This is a genomic window from Micrococcus sp. KBS0714, from assembly GCF_002008305.4.
Lineage (GTDB): Bacteria > Actinomycetota > Actinomycetes > Actinomycetales > Micrococcaceae > Micrococcus > Micrococcus luteus.
This window is the reverse complement of the sequence record NZ_CP042169.1, coordinates 1,035,299-1,062,121: the sequence shown is the minus strand read 5'-3', so window position 1 is coordinate 1,062,121 and position 26,823 is coordinate 1,035,299. Positions and strand designations below refer to the sequence as shown.

22 protein-coding genes, 3 tRNA genes and 1 pseudogene are annotated in these 26,823 nt (G+C 72.5%); 9 read left to right on the top strand and 17 right to left on the bottom strand.

Features of this window, described 5'->3' with window-relative positions; genetic code table 11:
* Window positions 1–13 precede the first annotated feature (13 nt).
* Window positions 14–349, top strand: a complete 336-nt coding sequence (locus tag B1A86_RS04900; protein ID WP_036316984.1) for a membrane protein — start codon at window positions 14–16, stop codon at window positions 347–349.
* Between the two features lie 83 nt (window positions 350–432).
* On the opposite strand, the gene B1A86_RS04895 is transcribed toward B1A86_RS04900, so the two are convergent.
* The 7 genes from B1A86_RS04895 to B1A86_RS04865 all read right to left on the bottom strand — a co-directional run bounded on the left by B1A86_RS04895 (window position 433) and on the right by B1A86_RS04865 (window position 6,727).
* Window positions 433–1,050, bottom strand: coding sequence for a DsbA family protein (locus tag B1A86_RS04895; protein WP_036316880.1), 618 nt, complete (start codon window positions 1,048–1,050; stop codon window positions 433–435).
* A 62-nt stretch (window positions 1,051–1,112) separates the two neighbouring features.
* Window positions 1,113–2,411: an ATP-dependent Clp protease ATP-binding subunit ClpX gene (gene clpX / locus B1A86_RS04890; protein ID WP_036316877.1), complete on the bottom strand. Its 1,299-nt coding sequence runs from the start codon at window positions 2,409–2,411 to the stop codon at window positions 1,113–1,115.
* A 167-nt stretch (window positions 2,412–2,578) separates the two neighbouring features.
* On the bottom strand, window positions 2,579–3,244 hold the full coding sequence (locus B1A86_RS04885; protein WP_041104792.1) for an ATP-dependent Clp protease proteolytic subunit: 666 nt from the start codon (window positions 3,242–3,244) through the stop codon (window positions 2,579–2,581).
* Window positions 3,245–3,285: 41 nt separating this feature from the next.
* Window positions 3,286–3,900 carry a ClpP family protease gene (locus B1A86_RS04880; protein WP_169577765.1) on the bottom strand — a complete coding sequence of 205 codons (615 nt, stop codon included), beginning with the start codon at window positions 3,898–3,900 and terminating at the stop codon, window positions 3,286–3,288.
* Window positions 3,901–4,167: 267 nt separating this feature from the next.
* Entirely contained in the window at window positions 4,168–5,622 is a 1,455-nt protein-coding gene (tig, locus tag B1A86_RS04875) for a trigger factor (protein ID WP_078026085.1), read from the bottom strand.
* A 42-nt stretch (window positions 5,623–5,664) separates the two neighbouring features.
* Window positions 5,665–5,738: transfer RNA gene (locus B1A86_RS04870), tRNA-Pro, on the bottom strand.
* A gap of 95 nt (window positions 5,739–5,833) precedes the next feature.
* Window positions 5,834–6,727, bottom strand: coding sequence for an SDR family oxidoreductase (locus tag B1A86_RS04865; protein ID WP_036316872.1), 894 nt, complete (start codon window positions 6,725–6,727; stop codon window positions 5,834–5,836).
* 76 nt (window positions 6,728–6,803) lie between these two features.
* Here B1A86_RS04865 and B1A86_RS04860 point away from each other — a divergent pair.
* Window positions 6,804–6,874 (top strand) — tRNA-Gly (locus tag B1A86_RS04860).
* Window positions 6,875–6,996: 122 nt separating this feature from the next.
* Here the strand turns inward: B1A86_RS04860 and B1A86_RS04855 are convergent.
* The 4 genes from B1A86_RS04855 to B1A86_RS04840 form a co-directional block, all read right to left on the bottom strand.
* Complete coding sequence (locus B1A86_RS04855) at window positions 6,997–7,908, bottom strand: Fpg/Nei family DNA glycosylase (protein WP_063190232.1); 912 nt, start codon at window positions 7,906–7,908, stop codon at window positions 6,997–6,999.
* Window positions 7,909–8,382, bottom strand: a complete 474-nt coding sequence (locus B1A86_RS04850) for a ribose-5-phosphate isomerase (RefSeq protein WP_060974239.1) — start codon at window positions 8,380–8,382, stop codon at window positions 7,909–7,911.
* Window positions 8,383–8,468: 86 nt separating this feature from the next.
* Complete coding sequence (locus B1A86_RS04845; RefSeq protein ID WP_049146108.1) at window positions 8,469–10,034, bottom strand: NAD(P)/FAD-dependent oxidoreductase; 1,566 nt, start codon at window positions 10,032–10,034, stop codon at window positions 8,469–8,471.
* A gap of 14 nt (window positions 10,035–10,048) precedes the next feature.
* Window positions 10,049–10,903: an alpha/beta fold hydrolase gene (locus B1A86_RS04840; RefSeq protein WP_049146105.1), complete on the bottom strand. Its 855-nt coding sequence runs from the start codon at window positions 10,901–10,903 to the stop codon at window positions 10,049–10,051.
* A gap of 181 nt (window positions 10,904–11,084) precedes the next feature.
* Between B1A86_RS04840 and B1A86_RS04835 the strand changes: the two genes are divergently transcribed.
* From B1A86_RS04835 to B1A86_RS11610, 4 genes and pseudogenes are all read left to right on the top strand, one after another.
* Window positions 11,085–11,855 carry an IclR family transcriptional regulator gene (locus B1A86_RS04835; protein WP_168196734.1) on the top strand — a complete coding sequence of 257 codons (771 nt, stop codon included), beginning with the start codon at window positions 11,085–11,087 and terminating at the stop codon, window positions 11,853–11,855.
* 155 nt (window positions 11,856–12,010) lie between these two features.
* Window positions 12,011–14,632 carry an aminopeptidase N gene (gene pepN / locus B1A86_RS04830; RefSeq protein ID WP_051995310.1) on the top strand — a complete coding sequence of 874 codons (2,622 nt, stop codon included), beginning with the start codon at window positions 12,011–12,013 and terminating at the stop codon, window positions 14,630–14,632.
* 91 nt (window positions 14,633–14,723) lie between these two features.
* A pseudogene (locus B1A86_RS11615) lies at window positions 14,724–15,155 on the top strand (OsmC family protein); the annotation flags it as partial.
* A 168-nt stretch (window positions 15,156–15,323) separates the two neighbouring features.
* Window positions 15,324–15,797, top strand: coding sequence for a globin (locus tag B1A86_RS11610; protein ID WP_206481505.1), 474 nt, complete (start codon window positions 15,324–15,326; stop codon window positions 15,795–15,797).
* Between the two features lie 37 nt (window positions 15,798–15,834).
* Here the strand turns inward: B1A86_RS11610 and B1A86_RS04820 are convergent, their stop codons facing one another.
* The gene (locus B1A86_RS04820; RefSeq protein ID WP_078026082.1) at window positions 15,835–16,542 is read right to left on the bottom strand and encodes a hypothetical protein; all 708 of its coding nucleotides are present in this window, start codon (window positions 16,540–16,542) and stop codon (window positions 15,835–15,837) included.
* A 77-nt stretch (window positions 16,543–16,619) separates the two neighbouring features.
* Here B1A86_RS04820 and B1A86_RS04815 point away from each other — a divergent pair, with 77 nt between their 5' ends.
* The gene (locus B1A86_RS04815) at window positions 16,620–17,639 is read left to right on the top strand and encodes an acyl-CoA thioesterase II (protein WP_078026081.1); all 1,020 of its coding nucleotides are present in this window, start codon (window positions 16,620–16,622) and stop codon (window positions 17,637–17,639) included.
* A 186-nt stretch (window positions 17,640–17,825) separates the two neighbouring features.
* Here the strand turns inward: B1A86_RS04815 and ettA are convergent, their stop codons facing one another.
* Both ettA and B1A86_RS04805 read right to left on the bottom strand, forming a co-directional pair.
* A complete protein-coding gene (gene ettA / locus B1A86_RS04810) occupies window positions 17,826–19,508 on the bottom strand; it encodes an energy-dependent translational throttle protein EttA (RefSeq protein WP_063190229.1) in 1,683 nt (560 codons plus the stop codon).
* Between the two features lie 98 nt (window positions 19,509–19,606).
* Entirely contained in the window at window positions 19,607–20,158 is a 552-nt protein-coding gene (locus B1A86_RS04805) for a single-stranded DNA-binding protein (protein ID WP_036381125.1), read from the bottom strand.
* A gap of 198 nt (window positions 20,159–20,356) precedes the next feature.
* Between B1A86_RS04805 and B1A86_RS04800 the strand changes: the two genes are divergently transcribed.
* Both B1A86_RS04800 and B1A86_RS04795 read left to right on the top strand, forming a co-directional pair.
* Window positions 20,357–20,430 (top strand) — tRNA-Arg (locus B1A86_RS04800).
* 115 nt (window positions 20,431–20,545) lie between these two features.
* Entirely contained in the window at window positions 20,546–21,991 is a 1,446-nt protein-coding gene (locus tag B1A86_RS04795; protein WP_061867776.1) for a DUF2079 domain-containing protein, read from the top strand.
* Between the two features lie 36 nt (window positions 21,992–22,027).
* Here the strand turns inward: B1A86_RS04795 and B1A86_RS04790 are convergent, their stop codons facing one another.
* From B1A86_RS04790 to mptB (B1A86_RS04780), 3 genes are read right to left on the bottom strand one after another with little or no spacing between them, the layout of a single operon-like run.
* Window positions 22,028–23,413 carry a glycosyltransferase family 87 protein gene (locus B1A86_RS04790; RefSeq protein WP_036316843.1) on the bottom strand — a complete coding sequence of 462 codons (1,386 nt, stop codon included), beginning with the start codon at window positions 23,411–23,413 and terminating at the stop codon, window positions 22,028–22,030.
* Entirely contained in the window at window positions 23,410–25,083 is a 1,674-nt protein-coding gene (mptB, locus tag B1A86_RS04785) for a polyprenol phosphomannose-dependent alpha 1,6 mannosyltransferase MptB (protein ID WP_246836849.1), read from the bottom strand. Before mptB (B1A86_RS04785) ends, B1A86_RS04790 begins: the two co-directional genes overlap by 4 nt.
* A gap of 50 nt (window positions 25,084–25,133) precedes the next feature.
* Entirely contained in the window at window positions 25,134–26,789 is a 1,656-nt protein-coding gene (gene mptB, locus B1A86_RS04780; RefSeq protein ID WP_078026078.1) for a polyprenol phosphomannose-dependent alpha 1,6 mannosyltransferase MptB, read from the bottom strand.
* Window positions 26,790–26,823 lie beyond the last annotated feature (34 nt).

Sequence of the window (26,823 nt, the reverse complement as noted above, 5' to 3'; positions counted from 1 at the left end):
CTCCGCCCGGCGGATGTCCGCCGCCCTCGCCGCCATGGGCGTGCTCCACTTCGTCCGACCTGAGCCCTTCGACGGGCTGATCCCGCCGTTCCTGCCCGGCTCGGCCCGCGCGTGGACCCACGGCTCCGGCGTGGCCGAGCTGGCCGTGGCGGGTCTGCTGGCCGTCCCGCGCACCCGGCGCGCGGGCGGACGCGCCGCGCAGGCGCTCTTCCTCGGCGTGTGGCCCGGCAATGCGTGGATGGCCTGGCGGTGGCGACGCCGGCCCTGGCCGGCGCAACTGGTCTCCCTCGGGCGGCTGCCCCTGCAGGTCCCCCTGATCCGCGCGGCCGGCAGAGTGGCGCGCAGCTGACCCCCGCCGCCCCGCACCCCGACGACGCCGGCCCCACACCTTCGCGCTGAAGGTGTGGGGCCGGTCTCGTGCGAGCCGGGGGCTCAGTCGAACTGCGGATCCGTGGTGCGGGCCCGCTTGATCTCGTAGAAGTACGGGAAGTCGGCCAGGGCGACGGCGCCGTCGAAGATGCGGCCCGCCTCCTCGCCGCGCGGGATGCGGGTCATCACGGGACCGAAGAAGGCCGTGCCGTTGAACGCCACGACGGGCGTGCCGACGTCGTTGCCCACGAGGTCCTCCGCCTCCTTCTGGCTGGCGCGCAGCTGCTCGTCGGCCACGTCGGTGCGGGCGGCGTCCAGGATGTCCGCGTCGTGGCCCAGCTCCTCGAGGGCCTCGGCCACCACGGCCTCGTAGTCCGTGCGGCCCTGCTCGTGGATGCGGGTGCCGACCGCGGTGTACCACGGGCCGAGCGCCTCGGCACCGTGCCGCTCGCGCACCTGCACGGCGGCGCGGGCCGGCAGCCAGGCCTTCTCGAGGCGGGCCAGGTAGTCGGGGTCCAGGTCGCGGCCCTCGTTCAGGACGGCGAGCGACATGATCTTGAAGACCACCCGCACGTCGCGCACCTTCTGGACCTCCAGGATCCACCGGGAGGTGATCCAGGCGAACGGGCACGTGGCGTCGAAGTAGAAGTCGACGGTGGGCTGCTGCGTGGTGTCGGTCATGCTGTGCTCCTTGCGGTCAGGGAGCCGTCTCGGCTCCGGTCGGTCCTGCTGGGCGACGGCGGTCAGGCGCTCCGGCCGCGTCGACGTCGTTCCACCTCGGCCGGGATGAGCGTGGGCTCGGCCTCGCCGCGCACCACGTCCCCGGAGATGACGACCGTGCCCACATCCGAACGGGAGGGCAGCTCGAACATCACGGGCTTGAGGACGTTCTCCATGATGGAGCGCAGGCCGCGGGCGCCGGTGCCGCGGGCCTCGGCCTGGGCGACGACGGCGTCCAGGGCGTCCTGCTCGAACTCGAGCTCCACGCCGTCCATGAGGAACATCTTCTGGTACTGCTTGAGCAGGGCGTTCCTCGGTTCGGTCAGCACCCGCACGAGCTGTTCGTGCGTGAGGTCCTCGACAGTGGTGATCACGGGCAGGCGGCCGATGAACTCGGGGATGAGGCCGAACTTCAGCAGGTCCTCCGGCCGCACGTCCGCGTAGGTGACGTCCCCCGCGCCCAGGTGGTTCAGGGGCGCGCCGAACCCGATGCCCTTGCGTCCGGCACGGGAACCGATGATCTCGTCCAGGCCCGCGAACGCGCCCGCCACGATGAACAGCACGTTGGACGTGTCGATCTGCAGGAACTCCTGGTGGGGGTGCTTGCGCCCGCCCTGCGGCGGCACCGACGCCACCGTGCCCTCGAGGATCTTCAGCAGGGCCTGCTGCACCCCCTCGCCGGAGACGTCCCGGGTGATGGAGGGGTTCTCGGACTTCCGCGAGATCTTGTCGATCTCGTCGATGTAGATGATGCCCTGCTCGGCCTTCTTCACGTCGTAGTCCGCGGCCTGGATGAGCTTGAGGAGGATGTTCTCCACGTCCTCGCCCACATAGCCGGCCTCGGTGAGGCTGGTGGCGTCCGCGACCGCGAACGGGACGTTGAGCCGCCGGGCGAGGGTCTGCGCGAGATACGTCTTGCCGGAGCCGGTGGGGCCGACCATGAGGATGTTCGACTTGCCGACCTCGACGTCCGCGAGGTCGTCCCGCTCGGTGAGGCGGTCGGCCAGGTCACCGCCCCGCGCCTGCGGCCCACGCACGCGCTTGTAGTGGTTGTACACGGCGACGGCGAGGGAACGCTTGGCCGCCTCCTGACCGATCACGAAGCTCTCGAGGTGGTCGAAGATCTCCTGCGGGGTGGGCAGGACGGTCTCGTCCGCCTCCGCCGCCTCGCCGAGCTCCTCCTCGATGATCTCGTTGCACAGCTCGATGCACTCGTCGCAGATGTAGACACCCGGGCCGGCGATGAGCTTGCGCACCTGCTTCTGGCTCTTCCCGCAGAACGAGCATTTCAGCAGGTCAGCGCTCTCTCCGATACGCGCCATGGTGGTACTCCTCGAAGGCCGGGCGGAGACGTCCGCCCCGCGCGGGCGTCGTCGCTGTCAGATTCCGTCCAGCATACGGCCGTGGACGGACACGTTAAGGGACCGGGTCCCCGGTCGGCGCCGAGGGGCCCGGCCGCGCGGCCGGACCCCTCGGCGGGCGTCGTCGGTCAGGCAGACGGGCGGGTGATCTTGCGGGAGGCGAGGACCTCGTCCACGAGGCCGTACTCGAGGGCCTGCTCGGCCGAGAGGAACTTGTCCCGGTCGATGTCCTGCGAGACCTCCTCGGGCGTGCGGTTGGTGAGGGAGGCCAGCGTCTCCTCCATCCACACGCGCATCCGGTTGATCTCCTGGGCGTGGATCTGCAGGTCCGTGGCGGTGCCGCGGTCGCCCTGCATCGCCGGCTGGTGGATCAGCACGCGCGCGTTGGGCAGCGCCAGACGCTTGCCGGGGGCGCCCGCGGCCAGCAGCACGGCCGCGGCGGAGGCGGCCTGGCCCAGGCACACGGTCTGCACCTCGGGGCGGATGAACTGCATGGTGTCGTAGATCGCCGTCATGGCCGTGAACGAGCCGCCCGGCGAGTTGATGTACAGGGTGATGTCACGTTCGGAGTCCATCGCCTCGAGCACGAGCAGCTGGGCCATCACGTCGTCGGCCGACGCGTCGTCCACCTGCGCGCCGAGGAAGACGATGCGGTCCTCGAAGAGCTTGGCGTAGGGGTCCTGACGCTTGAAGCCGTAGGGGGTGCGCTCCTCGAACTGCGGGAGGATGTAGCGCGCGTCCGGCGTGGGCAGGGAGGGCATCCCGGTGGGGAGCCCGGCGGGGAACTGGGTCATTCTTGGTCTCCTGGAGAGGGTCGGGACGGTCCGGGCCGGGCTCAGCCCCGGACGCCGCCGCCGCCGGTCACGGACGCGGCACGGTCGGCGATGTGGTCGATGAAGCCGTACTCGAGGGCCTCCTGCGCGGTGAACCACTTGTCACGCGCGTTGTCCTCGAGGATGGTCTCCACGGACTGGCCGGTCTGCTCGGCGGTCAGCTCCGCCATCACCTGCTTCATGTGCAGGATCAGCTGGGCCTGGATGCGGATGTCCGACTCGGTGCCGCCGATGCCGCCGGAGGGCTGGTGCATCAGCACGCGGGCGTGGGGGGTGGCGTAGCGCTTGCCCTTGGTGCCGGAGGCGAGCAGGAACTGGCCCATGGACGCGGCGAGGCCGGTGGCCACCGTCACGACGTCGTTGGGGATGTACTGCATCGTGTCGTAGATCGCCATGCCCGCGGTGACGGAGCCGCCCGGGGAGTTGATGTACAGGTAGATGTCCTTCTCCGGGTCCTCGGCCGAGAGCAGGAGCAGCTGGGAGCAGATCGCGTTGGCGTTGTCGTCACGGACGTCCTCGCCCAGCCAGACGATGCGCGACTTCAGCAGCTGGGTGTAGAGGAAATCCTCGCGCTGCGCCGGGTCCACCGAACGCATGCTGGGGGTGATGTCGGTCATCACTTCCGCCTTCCTGTCGAGATGTCCACGGGCCTCCCGAACGGCGGCCGCTCGCGCGGACGGACGGGTCCCTGATCGAGTCCGACACTAGCCGGGCGTCCGGGCCAGCGCGCGGGACGCCGTCGGCGTTTCGCTGTTGGCGCAGGTTGTCGCGGACCCCGCCCGGGGCCGCCCACCGGGGCCCCGGGACGACGACGGCGCCCCCACCGGCGTGGGCGGGGGCGCCGTCGTCGTGGCTCGGCGGGGGTGCGTCCCCACCGGCCGGGATCAGGCCTGCTCGGCCGCCTCGGCGTCGTCGGCCTGCTCGGCCGGGGCCTTCTTGGCCGTCGACTTCTTCTTGGCCGGGGCCTTCTCGGCGGGCTTCTCCTCCGCCTCGTCGGCGCCCTCGGCCTCGGCGCCCTCGGCCTCAGCGTCGAGGGCCTCCTGGCCGCCCGGGGTCACGAACGCCGTCAGGTCCACGGCCTTGCCGTCGGTGTCGGTGACCTCGGCGTACTCGAGGACCTTGGCCAGGGCCTTGCGGCGGCGGACCTCGCCCATGATCATCGGGATCTGCCCGCCCTGGTCGAGCATCATGGCGAACTGGTTCGGGTCCATGCCGTACTCGGAGGAGGTGGCGATGATGTACTCGATCAGCTCACCCTGGTCGACCGTGACCTCCTCGGCCTCGGCGACCTCGTCCAGGATGACCTCGTTGGCGAACGCCTCGCGGGTGTTCTGCTCGAGCTCGGCACGGTGCTCGGCGGTGTCGTGGTCGTCGCCCGCGGTGTGGCCGCCGGCGGAGAAGTGCTGCTCGACCTGCTCGGCGATGACGCCGTCCGGCACCGGGACCTCGACGAGCTTGGCCAGCTCCTCGAGGACCTTGTCGCGGGCCTCGACGCCCTGGCGGTTCACGGCCTCCTCGGCGGCCTGCTTCTTCAGGTCCTCCTTGAGCTCGGCGATGGTGTCGAACTCGGAGGCCAGCTGGGCGAACTCGTCGTCGGCCTCGGGCAGCTCGCGCTCCTTGACGGCCGTCAGCTCCAGCTTGACCACGGCGGTCTCGCCGTCGTGCTCGCCGCCGTTGAGCGTGGTCTCGAAGGTGGCGTCCTCGCCGGCGGACAGGCCGTCGAGGGCCTCGTCGATGCCCTCGAGCATGGTGCCGGCGCCCACCTGGTAGGACAGGCCCTCGGCCTGGTCGACCTGCTCGCCGTCGACCGTGGCGGTCAGGTTCATCGTGACGAAGTCGTCCTGGGCGGCCGGGCGGTCCACATCCTTGAGGGAGCCGAAGCGCGAGCGCAGGGCGTCGAGGGCCTTCTGCTCGTCCTCCTCGGTGGCCTGGGCGGGCTCCACCGTCACCTTGAGGCCCTTGTAGTCGGGCAGCTCGATGGTCGGGCGCACGTCGAACTCGGCGGTGAAGGCCACCGGGCCCTCGGCGTTCTCCGCGTCCGGGGTGGCGGTCACGTCGACCTCGGGGCGGGAGATCGGCGTGACCTCGGCCTCGGCGATGGCGGCGGAGAACCAGGTGTTCAGGCCCTCGTTGACGGCCTGGTCCACGACGATCTCGCGGCCGAAGCGCTGCTCGATCAGGCGCGCCGGGATCTTGCCCTGGCGGAAGCCCGGGATCTGCACCTGGTTGGCGATGTCCTTGAACGCCTTGTCCAGGGCGGGCTTCACCTCCTCGAACGGCACCTCGACGGTCAGCTTGACGCGGGTCGGGCTGAGGTTCTCTGCGGTGGACTTGACCACGGATGACTCCTGTTGGTGGTGGTGGATGGTCTTGACGTCGAGTCGGGGTGACAGGATTTGAACCTGCGGCCTCACGCTCCCAAAGCGCGCGCTCTACCAAGCTGAGCTACACCCCGCCGTCGTCCCCGACGCCGGCGGGCTCACGCGGTGGAGGCTCGCCGGACACCCGAGGGACTGCCCGAGGGACTGCCCGAGGGCAGACTGTGGAATCCTAGCGCGCCGTCTCGCGCCCCGCGAAAAGCCGCGACCGCCGGCCCGTGAAGCCGTCCATCGTGGCGTTGACCCCGAGGACGTCCATCGCGCGGTCGAAGACGGGCGCCGGCAGGGCGCGCAGGGGCGCGATCAGACCGACGGCGCGCGGCAGCAGCAGGCGGGTGCGGCCGGCCTCGACGGCGTCCAGCACCTCCTGCGCCACGTGGCGCGGATCCAGCACGGGCAGCAGCCAGGGCACCCGGCTGCGCACGCCCGCGAACATCCCGGTGTCGATGTAGAAGGGGCAGACGGCGAGGGAGGTGACGCGGCTGCCGTCCTTGCGCAGCTCCGCGGCGAGGGACTCGGCGAAGCCGACCGCGGCGTGCTTGGTGGCGGAATAGTCCGTCTGGCGCGCGACGCCGACCAACCCCGCGGCCGAGGCCACCGTGACCACGGCCCCGCGGTCCCGGGCCCGCATTCCGGGCAGGACCGCCCGGGTCAGCCAGTACGGCGCGAGTGCGTTCACCTCGAAGGTGCGGCGGATGCCCTCCTCCGTGGCGTCCTCGAGGCGCACGCCCGTCACGACGCCCGCGTTGTTCACGGCGACGTCCACCTCTCCGGCGCGGGCGGCGGCGGCCTCGACGGCGGCCGCGTCCGTCACGTCCACGCGCTCGGCCTGGGCGTCCGCGCCCTGAGACCGGATCTCGGCGGCGACGGCCTCAGCCCCCTGCAGGTCGAGGTCCCAGACGACGACGCGGCCCGCGCCGCGGCGGGCGGCCCCCAGGGCGATCAGTCGACCGATGCCGGACGCGCCGCCCGTCACGAGGACGGTGGCGCCGCGCAGGGACAGGGGACGACGGCCGGCGAGGGCGGACGCGGCCCTGCGGAGGGCGGGACGGGAGCCGTGCATCATGCCTCTTCCCCCACGGCCGACGCGGGCCCGCCGTGATACGGTGTCAGCCGCTGGTCCGCGCCGAGCGCGGCCCCGCGGGGATGTAGCTCAATGGTAGAGCCCCAGTCTTCCAAACTGGCTACGCGGGTTCGATTCCCGTCATCCCCTCCGGACCTCATGAGCCGGGTCATCGTGTGCACACGATGGCCCGGCTCATGGCTTTCTCGGGTGCGTCGTCGTCCGCGCCGGTGCCTTGACCGCTGTGCCCGGTCGGGCCTGCTACAGGCCCCTCAGCTCTGACAGGTGAGGCACCGGTAGAGCTTCCGGGCCGCCATCTCCTCCACCACGATCGTCTCGCGCCCGCACACGAGGCACGCCAGGCCCTGCCGCTGGTACACGTAGCTCGCGTGCTCGGGCCAGGCCGCTTCGGCAGGGATCCCCGGCCGGTGCTCGGGCCGGGTGGTGACGATCCGCCCGAGCCGCACGCCCTCCCGCATGAGCGCGGCGTTGTCCGCCCAGAGGGACTCCAGCTCCGACGCGGAGACGTCCCGGGCCGGCCGCCACGGGTCGATGCCGACCCGGAACAGCGCCTCGGCCCGGAAGATGTTGCCGATCCCGCTGACGGCCGCCTGGTCCATCAGCACGACGCCGATCGGCCGCCGTGTCCGCCGGGCGAGGTCGTAGAACGGCGCGGGATCGTCGTCGCTCAGCGGATCCGGGCCCAGGCCGGCGACGACGTCGGCAGCCTCGGCCGGAGTGAGCGCGCGGCACCGGCTCGCGCCGATCAGGTCGGCCCAGCCGTGCTCGGCGCGCAGTCGCAGCCGGACCGTGGCGGCCGGCGGCGGGGGCTGGACCCAGCCGTCGGCGTCGCGAGCGGGCTCGGCGGCCGGGGCGCCGTCGTCGTGGACCTCCCGCTCGCCGATCCGGCGGGGTGCGCCGATCGAGGACGCGGCCGCGAAGTCCTGATCCCCGCCGAAGGTCCACGCCCCGTACATGCCCAGGTGGACGTGGAGCACGTGGCCGCCGGAGACGTCGGCGAAGAAGTGCTTGCCGTGGGCCCGGGCGCGCTTCAGGACCTGGCCGTCGAGCAGGGCGGCCCCCTCGGCGAAGCGGCCCTGCGGACTCGTGGCGCGGATCCGGCGGCCGCCGAAGACGTCGGTGAACTGGCGCGCGAGACGGTGGACGGAGTGGCCCTCAGGCACTCACATCAGCACCTCTCCGGTGGTCTCGTAGTGCGCGATCTTCCCGATGCGGCGCACGTGGCGCTCGTCCTGGGAGAACGGTTCGGCCAGGAACGCCTCGATGAGCTCGGTGGCCTCCTCGAGCGAGTGCTGTCGACCGCCGACGGCCACGACGTTCGCGTCGTTGTGCGCGCGGGCCAGCCGCGCCGTGTCCAGGTTCCAGGCCAGGGCGGCTCGGACGCCGGCCACCTTGTTGGCGGCGATCTGCTCGCCGTTGCCGGAGCCGCCCAGCACGATGCCGAGCGAGTCCAGTCCCTGCTCGCGGTCGGCGACGACGGCGCGGGCGGCGTTGATGCAGAAGCCCGGGTAGTCGTCCTGCGCGTCGTACTCGGTGGGTCCGTGGTCCACCATCTCGTAGCCAGCGGTGGTGAGGTGCTCCACCAGGTGGGCGGACAGCTCCATGCCGGCGTGGTCGGTGGCGATGTGGACGCGCATGCGCAGACTCCTCCAGAAGGACGACGGTCGGGTGGGGTCAGTCTACTGACGGCCCCACCCGACCCCCTGCCCCGGGGCGGGCCGGCTCAGATCAGCGCGACCGATCGCTCGGGCTCGCGCACCGGCATGGGCTCGGGCTCCCCACTCGCCGAGGAGAGGAAGCCCTCCCCGGTGAAGTGGCCGTTGCGGGCGCGGAAGTCGTAGGCGTAGTCGGGCCAGATCAGCGTCAACTTGCCCGAGCGGGGGTCGACGTACCAGGAGTGGCAGCCGCCGTCCACGAGCCACACCGAGGTGGCGGCCCGCTCCTGGAGACGGTCCACGTACTCCTCCTGGGCGAGTGTCTCGGGGACCATCGTCCTAATTCCCTCGTGCTCCACCCGGTCCAGGGCCTCCAAGATGTACGCGATCTGCGACTCGATGATGTAGACGATCGAGTTGTGCCCCAGCGAGGTGTTCGGCCCGTTGATGGCGAACAGATTCGGGAATCCCGCCACGGCCGTGGAGTCGAACGCCGCCATGCCGCTGCTCCAGTGATCGGCCAGGGAACGGCCCTCACCGTCGTGGACGCGCTCGGCGAACGGCGGCTGGGCCGCCTCGAAGCCGGTGCAGAGGACGACGACGTCGACCTCGTACCCGTGACCGCTCACGCCGAACAGCCGGCTCCCCTCGACGCGGTCCAGCGCGCTGTCCTCCAGGGTGACGTTGTCCCGGGCCATGGCCGGGTAGTAGTCGTTGGAGACGAGCACACGCTTGCAGCCCGGCAGGTACCGCGGCGTGAGGCGCTCGCGGAGCTCGGGGTCAGAGACCGCGGCGGCCAGGTGCCCGAGGGCCTGGGCCCGGACCTGGTCCAGTGCGGCCGGCACACCGCGGCGCTGGGCATAGTTCGACTCGGCGAACCAGAAGATGTCGTCGCGCTCGCGCTGCATGGTGTGCGGGGCGCGCTCGAACATGCGGCGCACGGCCGCGGAGTACGGCTTGACCACGCGCGGGGTGACCCACGCGGGGGTGCGCTGGAAGACGACGAGCTCGGCCGCCGTCGCCGCCAGCTCGGGGATGACCTGGATCGCGGAGGCGCCGGTGCCGACGACGGCGACACGCTTGCCCTTCAGGTCCACCGTGTGGTCCCAGCGGGCGGAATGGATGACCTCGCCCTCGAAGGCGTCGAGACCCGGGACGTCCGGCAGGCGGGGGTCGGCGAGGTGCCCGGTGCCCATGATGAGCCAGCGTCCCGTGTAGGTCCCGCGCGGCGTCCGCACCGTCCACCGCTCCGTCTCGGGGTCCCAGTGCGCTTCGAGCATGTCCGCCCCGAGACGCAGGTGCGGGGTGAGGCCCTCGTCCTCGGAGAAGCGCACGAGGTAGTCCTGGATCTCCGGACCCGGTGTGTAGAAGCCCGACCACTGCGGGTTCGGCGCGAAGGAGAAGCTGTAGAGGTGGCTCGGGACGTCGCACGCGGCACCCGGGTAGGTGTTGTCCCTCCAGGTCCCGCCGACCTGCTGGGCGCGGTCCAGGATGAGGAAGTCCTCGCGGCCGTGACGCCGCAGCTGGGCGCCCATGCCGAGGCCGGCGAATCCGGAGCCGATGATGAGGATCTCGGCGGACTCGTCGCGCGGTGCGGGGCGCACGTCGGTGGTGGTGGTCATGGCGGTGGTCATGGCTGGCCCCTCTCTCAGGCGTGGGTCTCGGGGATGATCGCGCCGGCCGGGTGGCGGTCGGGCTCGCGCAGGTACAGGTCGACGATCTGCATGAGTTCGGCCGGGCGCTCGAGGAAGAAGGCGTGGCCGCTCGTCATGGTCGTCAGCCGCGCGTCGTCGATGATGCCGAGCAGCTCGTACTGGTGATGGGGCGGGACCATGATGTCCTCGGCACAGGAGACGATCAGTGTCCGCGCGGTGACGGCGGAGAGACGGTCGGCGACGTCCACGCGGGCGTTCAGGTCCATCTGCCGGGCGGTGAACTCGTCCGCGGTCAGGGAGGCGAGCGCCCCGTCGAGCATGGCCGGGGTCAGGGAGCGCAGGGCCAGCGGGGACAGGCCGCAGAAGGCCGTGTAACGGGCCAGGGCATCAGGGCTCGTGGCGTACAGGTGCCGCCAGACCTCGTTGCGCAGGCGCTGGTGGACATCCGTCGTCGCCCAGCCGGCCACGAGCACGAGGTTCTCCACACGGCGACCGAGGTCGGCGGCCAGCTGCCCGGCCACGACGGCGCCGAGTGAGTAGCCCAGCAGGTCGAACGCGGCGTCGGGGCCGAGGAGCTCGTCGACGACAGCCCGCACCTGGCCGACCAGCAGGTCGACGGTCAGGTCTGCGGCGGGGTCGGCCGTCGGCGCCCAGTCCACGGCGATGACGCGCGTCCGCGTGGCCATCATCGGGAACAGGTGGCCGAAGTGCGAGGCGGTCGTCCCGCCCGTGCCGTGGACCAGCACGAGAGGCCGGTCGAGCTCCCCGGGTGTCACCGAGTCGTGGCAGGTGACGGAGGCACCGTCCACGCTGACGGTGCGCGTGACGGTCGATGCGGTCAGTGGCATGAGGCTCCTCCTGGAAACCGATATGTGGACTATGGGGACGACACCCGCGATGTGACCCGCCCTACATTTCCCAGCATGGCGCGTTCATTTCTCGGAATGCAAGTAGAGCGGCAATCATTTAGTCCATCAGATGGAACTGGCTCCGACGCCGGAGCTGCGGCACGATCGACCGGTGACCCCTATGACCCCACCCACCGGCGTCCTGCCCCGTGCCGCCCTCGTGATGCGCCTGCTGCACGAGGCCGGACCCGCCGGCCTGCGGCTGAGCCAGCTCGTCCAGCGGACGGGTCTGCCCCAGCCCACCGCCCATCGACTGCTGGCCGACCTGGCGGAGCAGGGTGCCGTGACCCGGCGCGGGGCCGCCTATGCGCTCGGTGATCGGTGGGGCCCGGTCGGGTTCGAACCGGTGACGCCGCGGTGCCTGATCGAACGCGAGGCCAGCCGGGCCGTGGTCCAGGCCGCCGCGGACGAGCTGGGGGACACGGTCTACCTGGCGGCACGGGCTGCGGGCGGAGTGGCCTACCTCCTGCGATGCGACGGCGACTCCCCCGTGCGCGTCTTCACCGTGGAGGTCGGCGAGGTCAAACGGCTTGCCGCCGGGTACGCCGGCATCGCGCTCCTGGCCTCCCTGCCGCCCGAGCGCCGGCGAGCGGAAGTGGACGCGGTCGTCGCCCGGCCTCCCCGCCGCTGGAACCTGACGGATGACGGGGCCCTGCACGACCTGCTGGACACCCTGCTGCGTCAGATGGACGAGCAGGGGTGGTGCGGCGGTGTGCCGGTCGTGCCCGGGGTGGCCGGAGTCGCCTGTGGCGTCCCGGCGCGGACGGGAGGCATCCCCCAGGTGTCCCTCACCGCCTCGGCGGCCGAGCAGCGGATGCCACCGGCACGCGTGCCCGAGGTGGCTGAGGTGCTGCGTGCGGCGGCGACCCGACTGGCCGAGATCGGGGGCTGAGCACGCCGGCCGGCCCGCCCTTCCGCGGCCGTCCACGACGCCCGGGCCAGGTGGCACACTGGGGAGCACCGTGCCATGGCCCCCATCACAGGCGCCCGGCCGTGCCGCATCCACCCGACCCCAGGAGGAGTCCGACCGTGACCACCGCCGCCGCCATGAACATCACCCGCGAAGAGGCCGCCGCGCGCGCGGCCGCCCTCACCGTGGACGCGTACGAGGTGAGCCTGGACCTCACCCGCGGAGCGGAGCACTTCCACACGGCCACCACCGTGACGTTCGCGGCCACGCAGGACGCGGTGGGCACCCACACGTGGATCGACTTCGTGGCGGAGCAGGCTCCCACGGTGACCCTCAACGGCGAGGCCCTGGACGTGGCGGACTTCGACGGCGCCCGACTGCGGATCGGCCCGCTGGCGGCGCAGAACACCCTCGTGGTCGACGGGCTCGGGGACTACAGCAACACCGGCGAGGGCCTGCACCGGTTCGTGGACCCCGTGGACCAGGAGGTCTACCTCTACACCCAGTTCGAGGTGCCGGACTCCCGCCGCATGTTCGCGGTGTTCGAGCAGCCCGACCTCAAGGCCGCGTTCCGCTTCACGGTGACCGCGCCGGCGCACTGGGCCGTGGTGTCCAACCAGCCGGAGGCCTCCCGCCGCACCCTCGGCGTCGTGGCGAACGAGGAGAACCCGCAGGGGGTGGACGCCGCGGTCTGGGAGTTCAAGCCCACCCCGCGCATCCCCTCCTACATCACCGCGCTCGTCGCCGGCCCGTACGCCTCCGTGCACTCGGAGCTGACCAGCGCCGACGGCCGCACGATCCCCCTCGGCGTCTACTGCCGCGCGTCGCTGGTGGAGCACCTGGATGCGGAGAACGTCTTCGAGCTCACCCGCCAGGGATTCGAGTTCTTCGAGGCCCAGTACGGCCACGCCTACCCGTTCGAGAAGTACGACCAGCTGTTCGTGCCCGAGTTCAACGCCGGCGCGATGGAGAACGCCGGTTGTGTGACCTTCCTCGAGTCGTACGTCTTCCGCGGGACCGTGCCGGAGGCGCTGATCGAGCGCCGCGCCATCACGATCCTCCACGAGCTCGCCCACATGTGGTTCGGCGACCTGGTCACCATGCGCTGGTGGAACGACCTGTGGCTCAACGAGTCGTTCGCCGAGTTCATGTCCACGCTCGCCGCCGCTGAGAACACGCAGTACACCGGCGCCTGGACCACCTTCTCCTCCATGGAGAAGAACTGGGCCTACCGCCAGGACCAGCTCTCCTCCACGCACCCCATCAAGGCCCGGATCCGCGACCTCGACGACGTGCTCGTCAACTTCGACGGCATCACCTACGCCAAGGGCGCCTCGGTGCTCCGCCAGCTCGTGGCCTGGGTGGGCCAGGAGAACTTCATGGTCGGCGTCCGCGCGTACATCGCCAAGCACGCGTGGCAGAACACGGAGCTGCCGGACCTCATGACCGAGCTCGAGGCCGCGTCCGGCCGCGACCTGTCCGAATGGACCCGCGTGTGGCTCGAGACCTCGGGCGTGAACACGCTGCGCACCGAGGTGGAGACGGATGAGGCCGGCACCATCACCGCGCTGCGTCTGCGCCAGAGCGCCCCGGACGGCTCACCGTCGGCGCCCGGCGACGACGTGCTCCGCCCCCACCGTCTGGCCGTGGGCTTCTACGACGTGGACGAGGCCACCGGCCGCCTGATCCGCACCGAGCGCTTCGAGCTCGACGTGGCCGGGGAGGTGACCGAGGTCGTCGAGGCCGCCGCCCGCCGTCGTCCCGCCGTGATCCTGCCCAACGACGACGACCTGGCCTACGCCAAGCTGCGCCTCGACGACGCCTCGTGGGAGGCCGCGTCCACCCGTCTGAAGGATGTGGACGGCTCCCTGGCGCGCACGCTGCTGTGGGGGGCGGCCTGGGACACCGTGCGCGACGGCGAGGCCTCCGCCGCCTGGTTCGTCGACCTCGTCCTCGCCAACGTCGGCCACGAGCGGGACTCCTCCGTGGTGCAGACGCTGCTGCGCCAGCTCGCGACGGCGATCGGCCTGTACCTGCCCGAGGACCAGGCCGAGGCCGTGCGGGTCGCGGCGGCCGACCGTCTGTGGGGCCTCGTCGCGGAGGCCGAGGACGGCTCGGACAACCAGCTGCAGTTCGTCAAGGCGTTCGCCCTGCACGCGCGCACCACGGCGCAGCTGGACCGCCTGTCCGCCCTCGTCGACGGCACCCGCACCGTGCCCGGGCTGGACCTCACCACGGACCTGCGCTGGGAGCTGCTCACCGCGCTGGTGGCGGCCGGCCGCGCCGGGGAGGCCGAGATCGCCGAGGCCGAGCGCGCCGACGCGACCGCCACGGGCGCGCTCGCCGCGATCCAGGCCCGGGCCGCCGTGCCGACGGCCGAGGCGAAGCGCGCGGTCTGGGACCGGGTGATGGCCGGCGAACTGTCCAACACGGAGCAGCGCCAGGCCCTGATCGGGTTCGCCCGGGTCCATGACGCCGCGCTGATCGCGCCCTTCGCGGACGCCTACTTCGAGGGCGTCGAGGCGATGTGGGACTCCCGTTCTCACGAGATGGCCGAGACCGCCGCGACGCTGGGCTACCCGACCGCCCAGGTCACTCCGGAGATCGCCGACCGCGCCACCGCCCTGTCCGAGCGGCTGGCCGACACCCGCGCGGGGCTGTCCCGCGTCCTCGCCGAGGGCCGGGACGAGACGATCCGCGCCCTGGCCGCGCGCGAGCACGCGACGGCGCACGTGCATCAGGTCCACGCCGGGGCCTGAACCGGGCGGGGGCTGGTGGGCATTCCACGGAAGATGCCCTCCAGCACCGCCCCCGCCGCCGTCGAGGCGCGGGCTGGCTAGGCTGGAACCCATGAAGCACACCTTCTCCCTGCGCACCGAGTGGACGGGCGACCGCGGCTCGGGCACCTCCGGCGTCCGCGACTACGACCGCTCCGTGGTGATCCAGGACGCCGCCGTCGGCGAGATCCAGGCCTCGGCCGCCCGCCCCTTCCGCGGCGACGACTCGAAGTGGAACCCGGAGACCCTCCTGCTCGGCGCGCTCGCCGAGTGTCACGTGCTCTCGTACCTCCATGTCGCGGCGACCTCCGGGGTCGTGGTCACGGGGATGACGTGCGGGGTCGAGGGCGAGCTCGAGGTGGACGGCGACGGCGCCGGTCGGTTCACCGCGATCACGCTGCGGCCCGAGGTCACGCTGCAGGACGAGGCCGACCGGGAGCGGGCCGAGGCCCTCCACGCCGAGGCGCACCGGCTGTGCTTCATCGCGAACTCGCTCTCGGCCCCGGTCGCCGTCGAGCCGGTCCGCCCCGAGGCCCTGCCCACCGGCGCGCCGACGCTGCCGGACCACTCCGCGCGCCTGGGCGCCCCCCTGGCGGTGCTGCGGCCGCGCGTCGCCAAGGGCCCGTCCCGTGTGACGGGCCTGGCGGAGCGGCCCACCGAGGTCGAGCCGGTGATGCAGGAGGGCACACCCGCCCCGGTGGAGCAGGTGCGCGCCCGCGACGCCGCGGCGGGCCCCGCCGGTGCGACCCCGGGGACCCCGGCCGCGCCCGGTCAGGCCGCCAGCTTCTACGACGCCGTCGGCGGCCGCCCGACCTTCGACCGGCTGACCGCCGAGTTCTACGCCCGCGTGCGCGAGGACGAGATCCTCGCCCCGATGTATCCGCAGGACGACTTCGAGGGCGCCCAGCGCCGGCTGCTCATGTTCCTGGAGCAGTACTGGGGCGGACCGCGGACGTACTCCGAGGAGCGCGGCCACCCCCGCCTGCGCATGCGCCACGCCCCGTACCGGATCGACCCGGCCGCGCGCAACGCGTGGCTGCGGCACATGCGCGCCGCCGTCGACACGCTGGAGCTGTCACCGCTGCACGAGGCCGAACTCTGGGACTACCTGGAGCGGGCCGCCCACTCCCTGCAGAACTCGGCCTGACCGGCCCGCGGTCCGCGCCCCGACATGGGGCGCGGGCTCACACCGCCATGGCGGGGCGGCCCAGCACGAAGCCGCCGGGGGTGTCCAGGCGCGTCCACGGCCCCGCCGTGCTGAGCCGGGCGCGGCCGCCGGGCCGCAGGAAGCCCAGCGCGTGCGCGCCGAAGGCCATGCCGGCCGGGAACTGCAGAGCGTCGCCCCCGAGCAGGGGTCCCCACATCTGCGCCCGGATCTTGCGGACCAGCGCCTCCCCCGGGTTCTCGGGCAGGGCGTCCCACACGGCGTCGGCGCCGCGTGTGGCCACCTCGGTCAACTCCTCATCGGCGACCTCGGCCACGGGCGTCCAGCCGCCGCGGGGCGGGGTCAGCGCGGTCCAGGTGACGTGCTCGCGGCCCGGCGGCACGGCGAACGCCAGGTCGACGGGGTCCTGGCCGCGCATCCGGGCGGTGCGCTCGGTGACGGAGCCCAGGGCGACGACGGCGTCCAGGTCCGCCACGCCGTCGGCGGTCGCCAGGGGCACGGTGCGCAGCCCCAGGACGACGGGCACCCCGTCTCCGAGCCCGGCCGGCTGCAGCACGGAGACCCACTGGGCGAGCATCGGGGTGCGAGAGCGCCCCGCCTCGGGCACGACGTGCAGGCGCATCCCCGTATCGGCGACGCGACGCGCGCGGGTGGCCAGCTGCTCGAGATCCCGCACAGCGCGGTCGTCGACGAAGCGGAGGACGGGGGCGGCGGAGTGCTCGGTCATGCAAGCATTGTCCCAGGTCCGCCGCGTCCCGGGCCGCCCCGCCGTCGCGGGGTCCATCCACGTCGAAGGAGCCGTTCGTGCCGCAACGCCATCCCCGTCCCCGCCCCAGTCGCGCACCGGGCCGTCCGGCCTCGGCCCCGAAGGACCCCACCGACGTGCTGCGCGGGATCCTGGAGCTGACGCCGGCCGCGCCGGACCCGGTGACGGGTCAGGTCCGCTTCACGGGCACGACTCCCCGGCAGACGCGCGGCCGGGTGTTCGGCGGCCAGGTGCTCGCCCAGGCTCTGGCGGCCGCCTCCCGCACGGTGCCGGCCGCCCGCCCCGCCCACTCGCTCCACGGCTACTTCATCCGCCCCGGGGACGCGCTGCAGCCCATCACGTTCACCGTCGAGACGCTGCGGGACGGCCGCTCCTTCTCCGTCCGCCGGGTGCTGGCCTCCCAGAACGAGAAGGCCATCCTCGCCCTGACCTGCTCCTTCCAGGAGCCCGCCGGCAGCGCGCTGGACCACCAGGTGGCCATGCCGGAGGGAGTGCCCCGGCCCGAGGACCTGCCCACGACGGCGGACGTGCTGGGCGGCATCAACCACCCCGTGGCCCAGGAGTGGGCCTGGTCCCGACCGTTCGACATCCGCCACGTCACCCCGGCCATCTATGTGGACCCGGCCGCGGAGACCGAGAACCGCAACATGGTGTGGATGAAGACCTTCACGCCCCTGGCGGACGACCCCGCGCTGCACCTGGCGGCGCTCACCTACGCCTCGGACTACACGCTCCTCGAGCCGATCCTGCGGCAGCACGGCGTGGCCTGGATCCAGCCCGGCATGTCCGCGGCCTCCCTCGACCACGCGATGTGGTTCCACCGGCCCGCCCGCGTCGACCAGTGGCTGCTCTACGTCCAAGACTCCCCCAGCGCCCAGGGCGCGCGCGGCCTCGGCACGGGCGCCGTGTTCACCGAGGACGGGACGCTCGTGGCCACGGTCGCCCAGGAGGGCATGGTCCGCCTGCCCGAGGGGGCCGCCGCCCGGCGGGCGCGGGTTCGTGGCGCGGCCCAGCGCATGGCCATGCGGACGGTGCTGCGCCGCAGCTGGCGGCGCTGACCCGGCGGTTCCACGGGGGTGAGGCTGCCGATCGGGCCCTGCCACGGGTGAGGCGGCTCGACGTCCGCGCCGCGCGCGGGCCGTTCATGGCGGCCGATGTGCACTCGTCCCGGCACGACGACGGCCCGTCGCGATCACGTGATCGCGGCGGGCCGTCGTCGGCGCGGCGCCCGGGGGCGCGTCGGCTCAGTCGCGCGTGAGCTTGCGGTGCGTCATCCGGTGCGGGCGGGCGGCCTCGGGGCCGAGCCGATCGACCTTGTTGGCCTCGTAGGACTCGAAGTTGCCCTCGTACCAGTACCAGTTGGCCGGGTCCTCCGCGGTGCCCTCGTAGGCCAGCATGTGGGTGGCCACGCGGTCCAGGAACCAGCGGTCGTGCGAGACGACGACGGCGCAGCCCGGGAACTCGAGCAGCGCGTTCTCGAGGGAGGTCAGGGTCTCCACGTCGAGGTCGTTGGTGGGCTCGTCGAGGAGCAGCAGGTTGCCGCCCTCCTTGAGGGTCAGGGCCAGGTTCAGGCGGTTGCGCTCACCGCCGGAGAGCACGCCGGCCTTCTTCTGCTGGTCCGGGCCCTTGAAGCCGAACGCGGACACGTAGGCGCGCGAGGGCATCTCGACGTTGCCGACCTTGATGTAGTCCAGGCCGTCCGAGACGACCTCCCACAGCGACTTCTCGGGGTCGATGTTGGAGCGAGACTGGTCCACGTACGAGATCTTCACGGTCTCGCCGATCTTCAGCTCACCGCCGTCCAGGGGCTCGAGGCCGACGATGGTCTTGAACAGGGTGGTCTTGCCGACGCCGTTCGGGCCGATCACGCCGACGATGCCGTTGCGGGGCAGGGAGAAGGACAGGCCGTCGATGAGGACGCGGTCCCCGAAGCCCTTCTTCAGGTCCTTGGCCTCGATCACGACGGTGCCCAGCCGCGGGCCCGGCGGGATCTGGATCTCCTCGAAGTCCAGCTTGCGGGTCTTCTCGGCCTCGGCCGCCATCTCCTCGTAGCGGGCCAGGCGGGCCTTGGACTTCGCCTGACGGCCCTTCGTGTTGGAGCGGACCCAGTCGAGCTCCTCGGCCAGGCGCTTGGCGAGCTTGGCGTCCTTCTTGCCCTGCACCTCGAGGCGGGCACGCTTGGTCTCCAGGTAGGTGGAGTAGTTGCCCTCGTACGGGTAGAGGCGGCCGCGGTCGACCTCCGCGATCCACTCCGCGACGTGGTCGAGGAAGTACCGGTCGTGGGTGACGGCGATGACGGCGCCCGGGTAGGAGGCCAGGTGCTGCTCGAGCCACAGCACGGACTCGGCGTCCAGGTGGTTGGTGGGCTCGTCGAGCAGGAGCAGGTCGGGCTTCTCCAGCAGCAGCTTGCACAGTGCGACGCGCCGCTTCTCGCCGCCGGAGAGGTTCGTGACCGGCTCGTCCCCCGGGGGCGTGCGCAGGGCGTCCATCGCCTGCTCGAGCTGGGAGTCGATGTCCCACGCGTCCGCGGCGTCGATGGCGGACTGCAGCTCGCCCATCTCCCCCATGAGGGCGTCGAAGTCCGCGTCCGGGTTCGCCATCTCCTCGGAGATCTGGTTGTAGCGCTGGATCTTGCCGTAGATCTCGCCGACGCCCTCCTGGACGTTCTCGAGCACCGTCTTGGACTCGTCCAGCTTGGGCTCCTGCATCAGGATGCCCACCGAGTAGCCGGGAGAGAGCCGCGCCTCGCCGTTCGAGGGCTCGTCCAGCCCGGCCATGATCTTCAGGATCGTCGACTTGCCGGCGCCGTTGGGGCCGACCATGCCGATCTTCGCCCCGGGGTAGAACGACATGGTGACGTCGTCCAGGATCAGTTTGTCGCCCACCTTCTTGCGGGCCTTGACCATCGTGTAGATGAATTCCGCCATGCGGCCCAGGCTAGTCGGTGGCCGCGGGATTCCACTCATCGTGCCGATCCCGCGACCACCGAGCCCGCTCCCCCTCCGTGCTCCGTGCCGCCCCGTGGTCAGGCGACGCCGGCCGCCGCCGGCTCGCGCCCGGGGGCGCCCGCGTCCGACTCGTCCGGGCCGGGCGAGGCCGGGGCGTCGCCACCCTGGAACCCGTCCGGCAGGCCCGCGCTGAACCCGTCGCCGACCGCGCCGGCCCGCCCGCCCGACGCGTCGTCGTCGCGCGGGGCCGACTCGGGGCGCGGCACGGCCGCGCGCTGGCTGCGCTGGAACGCCGCCGAGCCGAAGCCCAGGTCCAGCCCGACGGCGTCCGCCACCACGTCCACGGACGTGCCGGAGCGCTCGCCCGAGGACCAGTCGCGGACCCGGAGTCGACCGGTGACGATCACGGGGTTGCCCTTCTTCACGGACTGGGCGGTGTTCGAGCCGAGCTGGCCGAACGCCGAGATGCTGTACCAGTTGGTGTGGGCGTCCACCCACTCGGCGGTCTCGCGGTCGAAGCGCCGCTCGGTGGTGGCCAGGCGGAAGCCGGTCACGGCGGCCCCCGATGCGGTGTGGCGGGTGGCGGGGTCCGTGGCCACGAAGCCGCGCACGGTGATGAGGTCCTGCATGGTGTGCCTCCTGGGCTGGGCCCCGGTGGGCGCCGGGGCGAGTCGTCGGCGCATCGGCTGATCCGCCATGGCCAGACAACCCCACCGCGGGGCACCCCGGCAGGATCGGGGCCGGTCTGGGGACGCGCGGAGGTCCCCGGGCGACTGTGCAGGAGCCGACGGCGCCGCGGCCGGCGGCCGTTAGACTGACACGGCCCAGCCCCAGTAGCTCAGCTGGACAGAGCAGCGGCCTTCTAATCCGCCGGTCGGGGGTTCGAATCCCTCCTGGGGCACCCAGACCAGGGGCGGAGCCGTCCGAGCACGCCCGACGACCGCCCGAAGGAGACCGTCCTGGACCGTCTGCGCTCCTGGCTCCGCGCCCCGCGACCCGCCGTCCCCGAGGTCCGTGTGACCCGTCGCGAGGGCGTCCAGCTGGCCGCCCTGCTCGTCGCGGCCGCGGCCCTGTACGTGACGCACTCCTTCCTCCGGTACGCCACCTACGAGGCCAAGGGCTACGACCTGGGCATCTTCGACCAGGTGGTGCGGCAGTACGCGCTGTTCAACGCCCCCCTCAGCTCCGTCAAGGGCGTGGACTTCCACATCCTCGGCGACCACTTCCACCCGATCCTCGCGCTGCTGGCGCCCTTCTACTGGGTATGGCCGGACCCCCGCATGCTCGGCGTGGTCATGGCGCTGGCCCTCGCCGCGTCCGCCGTGCCGGTGTACCTGTTCGCCCGTCGTCGCGCGGGACACGGGGTGGCCCTGGCCGCCGTCGCCGCCCTGCTGCTCTCCTGGCCCTTCCAGGCGATGGTGAACTGGGACTTCCACGAGGTCACCCTCGGCGTGCCGATCCTCGCCTGGCTCGTGTGGGCCCTGGACGGGCAGCGGGCGTGGCTCGCCACCGGCCTGGCGGCGCTGCTGCTCACGGTCCGAGAGGACATGGGCGTGACCCTGCTGGCCGTGGCCCTGGTGATGGCGATCCGTCGCTTCTGGCCGCAGGCCGCGGTCACCGCCGTGCTGGGCGTGCTCGGCTACTGGTTCGCCACGTCCGTGGTGATCCCCCACTACTCCCCCACCGGCGCGTTCGGCTACTGGCAGTTCACCGCCCTGGGCCCGGACATGCGCAGTTCGGTCCTGTTCCTGCTGACCCAGCCGTGGAACGCCGTCGCGGTGCTGTTCGACCACCCGCTGAAGGTGGCCCTCTGGCTCCTGCACTTCGTCCCGCTGCTGTTCCTGCCGGTCCTGAGCCCGCTCACGCTGATGGCCCTGCCGATCCTGCTCTCGCGGCTGTTCAACGACCGCCTCAACGTGTGGGCCCCCGTGTACCAGTACGACGCGATCCTCGCCCCGCTGCTGCTCATGGCCGCGCTCGAGGCGGCCCACCGGCTGGCCGGACGCCGGGACACGCTGCGCCGGCTGCCCGCCGTCCTCGTCTCCGCGGCACTGGCCGCCGGTCTGATCGGCACCGCGTTCTTCCCGCAGGTGTACCCGCTGCACCGCACGATCGCCGGCGACATGACGATGACGCAGCACGCCCGCGACCTCGACCACGCGGTCGGGCTGATCCCGGACGGGGTGTGCGTCGAGGCCGCCGACAACGCCGTGCCGCACCTGACGGCCCGCACCCACGTCGGGCTGCACGGGGACATCGGCGACGAGCTGGCCACGTGGATGATCGTGGACACCTCGGTGCCCGAGCTCGGCGGCTGGGACCCCCTCACCCCGGAGCAGGCGCTGGCCCGCGCCGAGCGGCTCGGCTTCGAGCGGGTCTGGTCCGCGGGCGACGTCGTCGTCCTGCACCACCCGGACCGCGCGGTCTCGCCCACCTGCACGACGTACCTCGAGCACCGCTGAGCGGAACCCCACGGCGCCGGCGGACCCGCTCCGCCGTCAGCGGCCCGCGGACTCGCCGAGTGGCTGCAGGCCGAGTCCGGCCGGGGGCAGGAGCAGTCGGTCACGGGCACCGGTGAAGACGCCGGCGTGCGGGTCCTCGGCCACCCCCGGGGCGATCTCGGGGGCCCCCTGGTCGAGTGCGGTGCGGCGCACCGGGTCGCGGACGGGGTCCAGGATGTCCTTGACCACCGTGGTCATGAGCCACACGAGGGCGACGATGTGCGCCACGATCCCCGAGGCATACCAGGCGGTGATCCACCAGGCGCCGCCGGCGAACGCCCCGTCGGAGGTGATGCGCGCCGACTCCATCCACACCCCGCCCCAGTGGTAGACCTCCACGGCCTGCCAGATCCAGAACGCGCGCCACCGCGGCGTCGCGAGGACCACGAGCGGGATCAGCCACATCACGAACTGCGGCGAGTACACCTTCCCCCACAGGATGAAGGACGCCACGATCAGGAAGCACAGCTGGGCCATGCGCGGACGGTGCCGCGCCGCGAGGGCGAGGTAGGCGATCCCCACGCAGCACACCAGGAACAGGCCGTTCTGAAGCGTCGTGAACGTCTCCCCGGACCATCCTGTCCAGGCCAGCGCCAGCCAGGTCGAGGAGAAGGAGACCGCGCGGTCCCCCGAGAACGTGTAGAAGCGCGACCACTGGTCGAACGCCGTCAGCATGAACGGGAGGTTCACCGCGAGCCAGGCCGCGGCCCCGGCCAGGGCCGCCTTCACGAACCCGGCCCAGCGGCCCGTGCGCAGCGCCAGCACGAAGATCGCGCCGAAGAAGAACAGCGGGTAGAGCTTCGTGGCGGTGCCGAGCCCGATGAGCAGGCCGGCGAGGGTCGGACGGCCCGCCGTCCACGCCCACAGGGCCAGGGCGGCCAGCATCACGGCCCACAGGTCCCAGTTGAGCATCGAGGTCAGGATGATCCCCGGGGCCAGGGCCACGAGCAGGGCGTCCCGGGAGCGACCGCGCGCGGTGTACGCGGTCGCGACGACCAGCACGATCCAGCACAGCACCACGCCGATCGCGTTCACGTCGAAGTAGGTCACGGTGCGCTCGTGCAGGTCGCCGGAGGCGGGCACGAGCCACATGGTCACACCCGCGACCACGGCCAGCAACGCCGGGTACTCCATCCACTGCTCGGGCGGCAGCGGCGTGTAGAAGGGGAAGTGGCCGTCCGAGAGGCCCCGCGTGGGGAACAGCTGGGCGAAGTCCGAATAGCACATGTGCGCGTGCACGCCGGGGGCCGCCCAGCCGTTCACGCGGCACCACTGCTTGGTCAGCACGCCGACGGCGGCGGCCACCACGGTCAGGCCGACGAGCAGGCCGACCCAGCGGCCGCTCGGACGGGACGGGGCGGGACTGCGGGGGTGGGAGGTCACGGTCTCTCCTGGGGGATGCGGGTGGACGAGGAGGCGGGGTGCGCGGCGGTCGACGGCGGCCCGTCGGGCGGCGCGTCCGGCGGCACGCCCGCCTCCGGAGGCGTCGGCGACGCCGCCGCGGCCCGCGGCTCGACCACCTCCAGGGGAGGACGCCGCCGCCCGGGGAACAGGGGCGCGGTGACGGGATCGCGGTGGATGATCCATCCGATCCCCGCGAGCATCAGGACCAGGGTGAACACGCGGACGGCCAGGACCGGCAGCCACTGCGCCACGGAGAGCTGGTCCACCACGCCGACGCCGGTGAGCAACAGGACCGCGAGCGCGGTGACCCACCCGAGCCAGCGGGGATGGTCGGCGCCCCACGGCAGCGGGCGGAGGGCGCACGCCAGCAGCGGCAGGACCCAGAGCAGGTACCACGGCTGGACGATCGGGGCGGTGGCGACGGCCACCACGAGCACGGCCGCCGCGCTGAACACCGGGTCCAGGGGCCGGCGGCGCAGGGCCAGCCAGGCCGTGAAGCCGAGGGCCGACACCGTCATCACGGTGTAGAAGGCCGCGGCCACGTCGCGCGCCCCCAGGGGCGTCACGGCCTCGACGACCGCGCCGAGCAGCAGGCCGAGCAGGCCCACGGGGGCATACGGGAACGCCGCGTCCCCGCTCGTGAGCATGGCCGGCACCCAGCCGAACCAGAGGCCGGAGCCGGCGCCGAGGATCGTGAGGACGGCCAGGGAGATCACCGCCGTCGTGAACCACGGGCCGAGCCGGTCCCGCCGGCGCAGGCGCGGATCGGCCGCGCGGAACCGGGCCCAGCCGGTGGGCAGGAGCAGGGCCACGAAGGGCAGCACGAGGGCTGTCAGGGGCTTGATCGCGACGGACAGGGCGATCAGCACGATTCCCCACAGCGCATGCACGCGGCGGCGGGGCAGGCGGACCATGAGCAGGATGCCCGCGAGCATCAGCCCCGACATCAGCGCGTCGTTGTGCGCGCCGGCGATCATGTAGAGCAGGAACAACGGGTTCGCCACGGCCACCCACGTGGCCCACGGCCCGCACCGGCCCGCGACGGCGGCCAGCCGCGGCACCGCCCACAGGCACAGCGCCAGGCCCGCGAGCGCCAGGAGCCGGAACGCCGTGACGGAGAGCTCGATGTTGCCGCCCGTGGCCCGCCACGTCGTCTCGGCGAACAGCAGGAACAGCGGCCCGTAGGGGGACGGGGACTCGGCCCAGATGGAGTCCGCTCCCTGCATGAACCAGCCGGGCAGGGCGGACACGCCCTGGGAATACGGGTCGAGACCCGACGCGAGGAGCCGGCCCTGCTGGAGGTAGGAGAACACATCGCGGGAGAAGATCGGCAGCGCGAGCATCAGCGGGGCGGACCACCACCAGGCGGCCCGGGCCACCAGGCGGCCGTGCTCCTCCCAGCGGCCCCGCAGCGCGCGCCCCAGCTCGAGCCAGGATCGGACGAGGAGCAGCGAGCCGGCGGCCAGCAGCACGGTGCTGAGCAGCACGCCGGGAAGGTAGACCCGCAGCGGGTTGAGCAGGGTGGTGCCGGAGAACACCGAGTCGGGCGTCATCGGCAGCCACCCCACGCCCCAGGAGCCCACCGTGATGAGCACGGACGCCCACGTGCCCCGGCGGACGGCCGCCTCCGGCTCGGGCTGCGCCGCCACGCGGCTCGGACGGGGCCCTCGGGCGCCGGTCGTCGCGGGGGCGGCGGGCCTCACTCCCCCGGCTCCACGGGTCGAGGGGCGCCACGGAGCCGGGCCAGGCCGGCGCGCACGGCGGGGCGCACGTGCCAGTGGTCCTTCACGAACCGGCTGGTGCGGCGGTCCACGACGAGGATCCACAGCAGACACACGGCGGAGACGATCAGGGACACGGCCTTGACCTGGTCCGCGATGTCCAGGAACTGCCAGGTGAAGAGCTGGTCCGACGCGCCGAACGCCAGGAAGTAGCCGACCGTGAACACGACCCACTTGATCTGCCAGTTGTCCCGGATGCCGATCACGGCGAAGAACGGGAGCAGCCACAACAGGTACCAGGGCTGGATGATGGGCGAGAGGATCACCAGCGCGGTGAACGCCCAGGTCATGCGCGTCATCACGCGGTCCTGGCGGCCGAGGAACATCAGGGCCAGCACGATGAGCACCGAGAGCACGCGTCCGGCGGTCTTGTACACCCCCTCGACGGCCTGCACGTCCGCCCCCTGCCCGAGGAGCTCGCTCGCCCCCACCGTGATGAGGGACAGCATGCCGATCGGCCCCCACGGCACGGTGCCCGTGCCCGTGCCGACCATCACGGCCACCCAGCCGAAGCCGAAGCCGTTGAGCACGCCCACCAGGGCCATGAGGCCGAAGGAGATCCCGGCGGTGAGGGCCCAGAAGGCGAACCGGCGCGGCCATCGGGCCGTCGGGCCGGCCCACAGCAGGCCGATGAACGGGAGCAGCACGAGGGTGATGGGCTTGATGCCCAGGGATAGGGTGACCAGCACGACGCCGGCCACCCCCCACGCGACGGACTGCCCGGGCCGCTGGGGGCGGAGCGGATGCCCGGCGCGCAGCGCGCACCACGTGCCGGCCAGGGCGAGGCCGACCATGAGGGCGTCGTTGTGCCCGGACGCGACGAAGCTGATGGTGAAGAGCGGGTTGGCGACGCTGATCCACTGCGCCCACGCATCGTTGACGCCCATCCTGCGGGCGAGCAGCGGCACGAAGACCATGATCAGCGCGACGCCGGCCACCGCCACCAGGCGGAACAGGAAGATCGCCAGGTCCGGGTTCATGTCCCCCGAGATCGCGACGACGGCCTGCTCGATCCACAGGAAGATCGGACCGTACGGGGTCTCGGAGTCCGCCCAGGTGGCGTCCGCTCCGAGCTGGAACCAGTTGGACAGCGAGGAGATCGTGTCCACGTAGGGGTCCTGCCCCGCCTCCATGAGACGGCCCTGTCCCACGTAGGCGAAGATGTCCCGGCTGAAGATCGGCAGGGCCACGACCTGGGGCAGGCACCACAGGACGGTGGCGAGGTTGACCGTGCGCAGGGCGCCGCGACCGAAGGGGCGGATCGTCTGGCCCAGGCGCAGCCAGGCCCAGAACATCACCCAGCAGCCGAGGGTGAGGAGCGCCGCGCCGGCGAGCACGCCGGTCTCCTGGGTGCGCCACGGGATCAGCCACTGCCAGCGATTGATCGGGGAGGCCGAGGCCAGCCAGCCGACGGAGTACGAGCCCACCACCAGGAGGAGGGAGCCGAGGGTCCCCACCAGGATGGGCCACCAGTCCGCGCCGGCGACCTGGGGGTCCGCGCGGAGGCCGCCGACGCCGACGTACTCCGGCCGGTGGGCCGTGGACCCGGACGGACGCGGGGTCGACACGCTCATGCGACGGGTCCTTCCGTGCGGTCCTGCGAGGGCG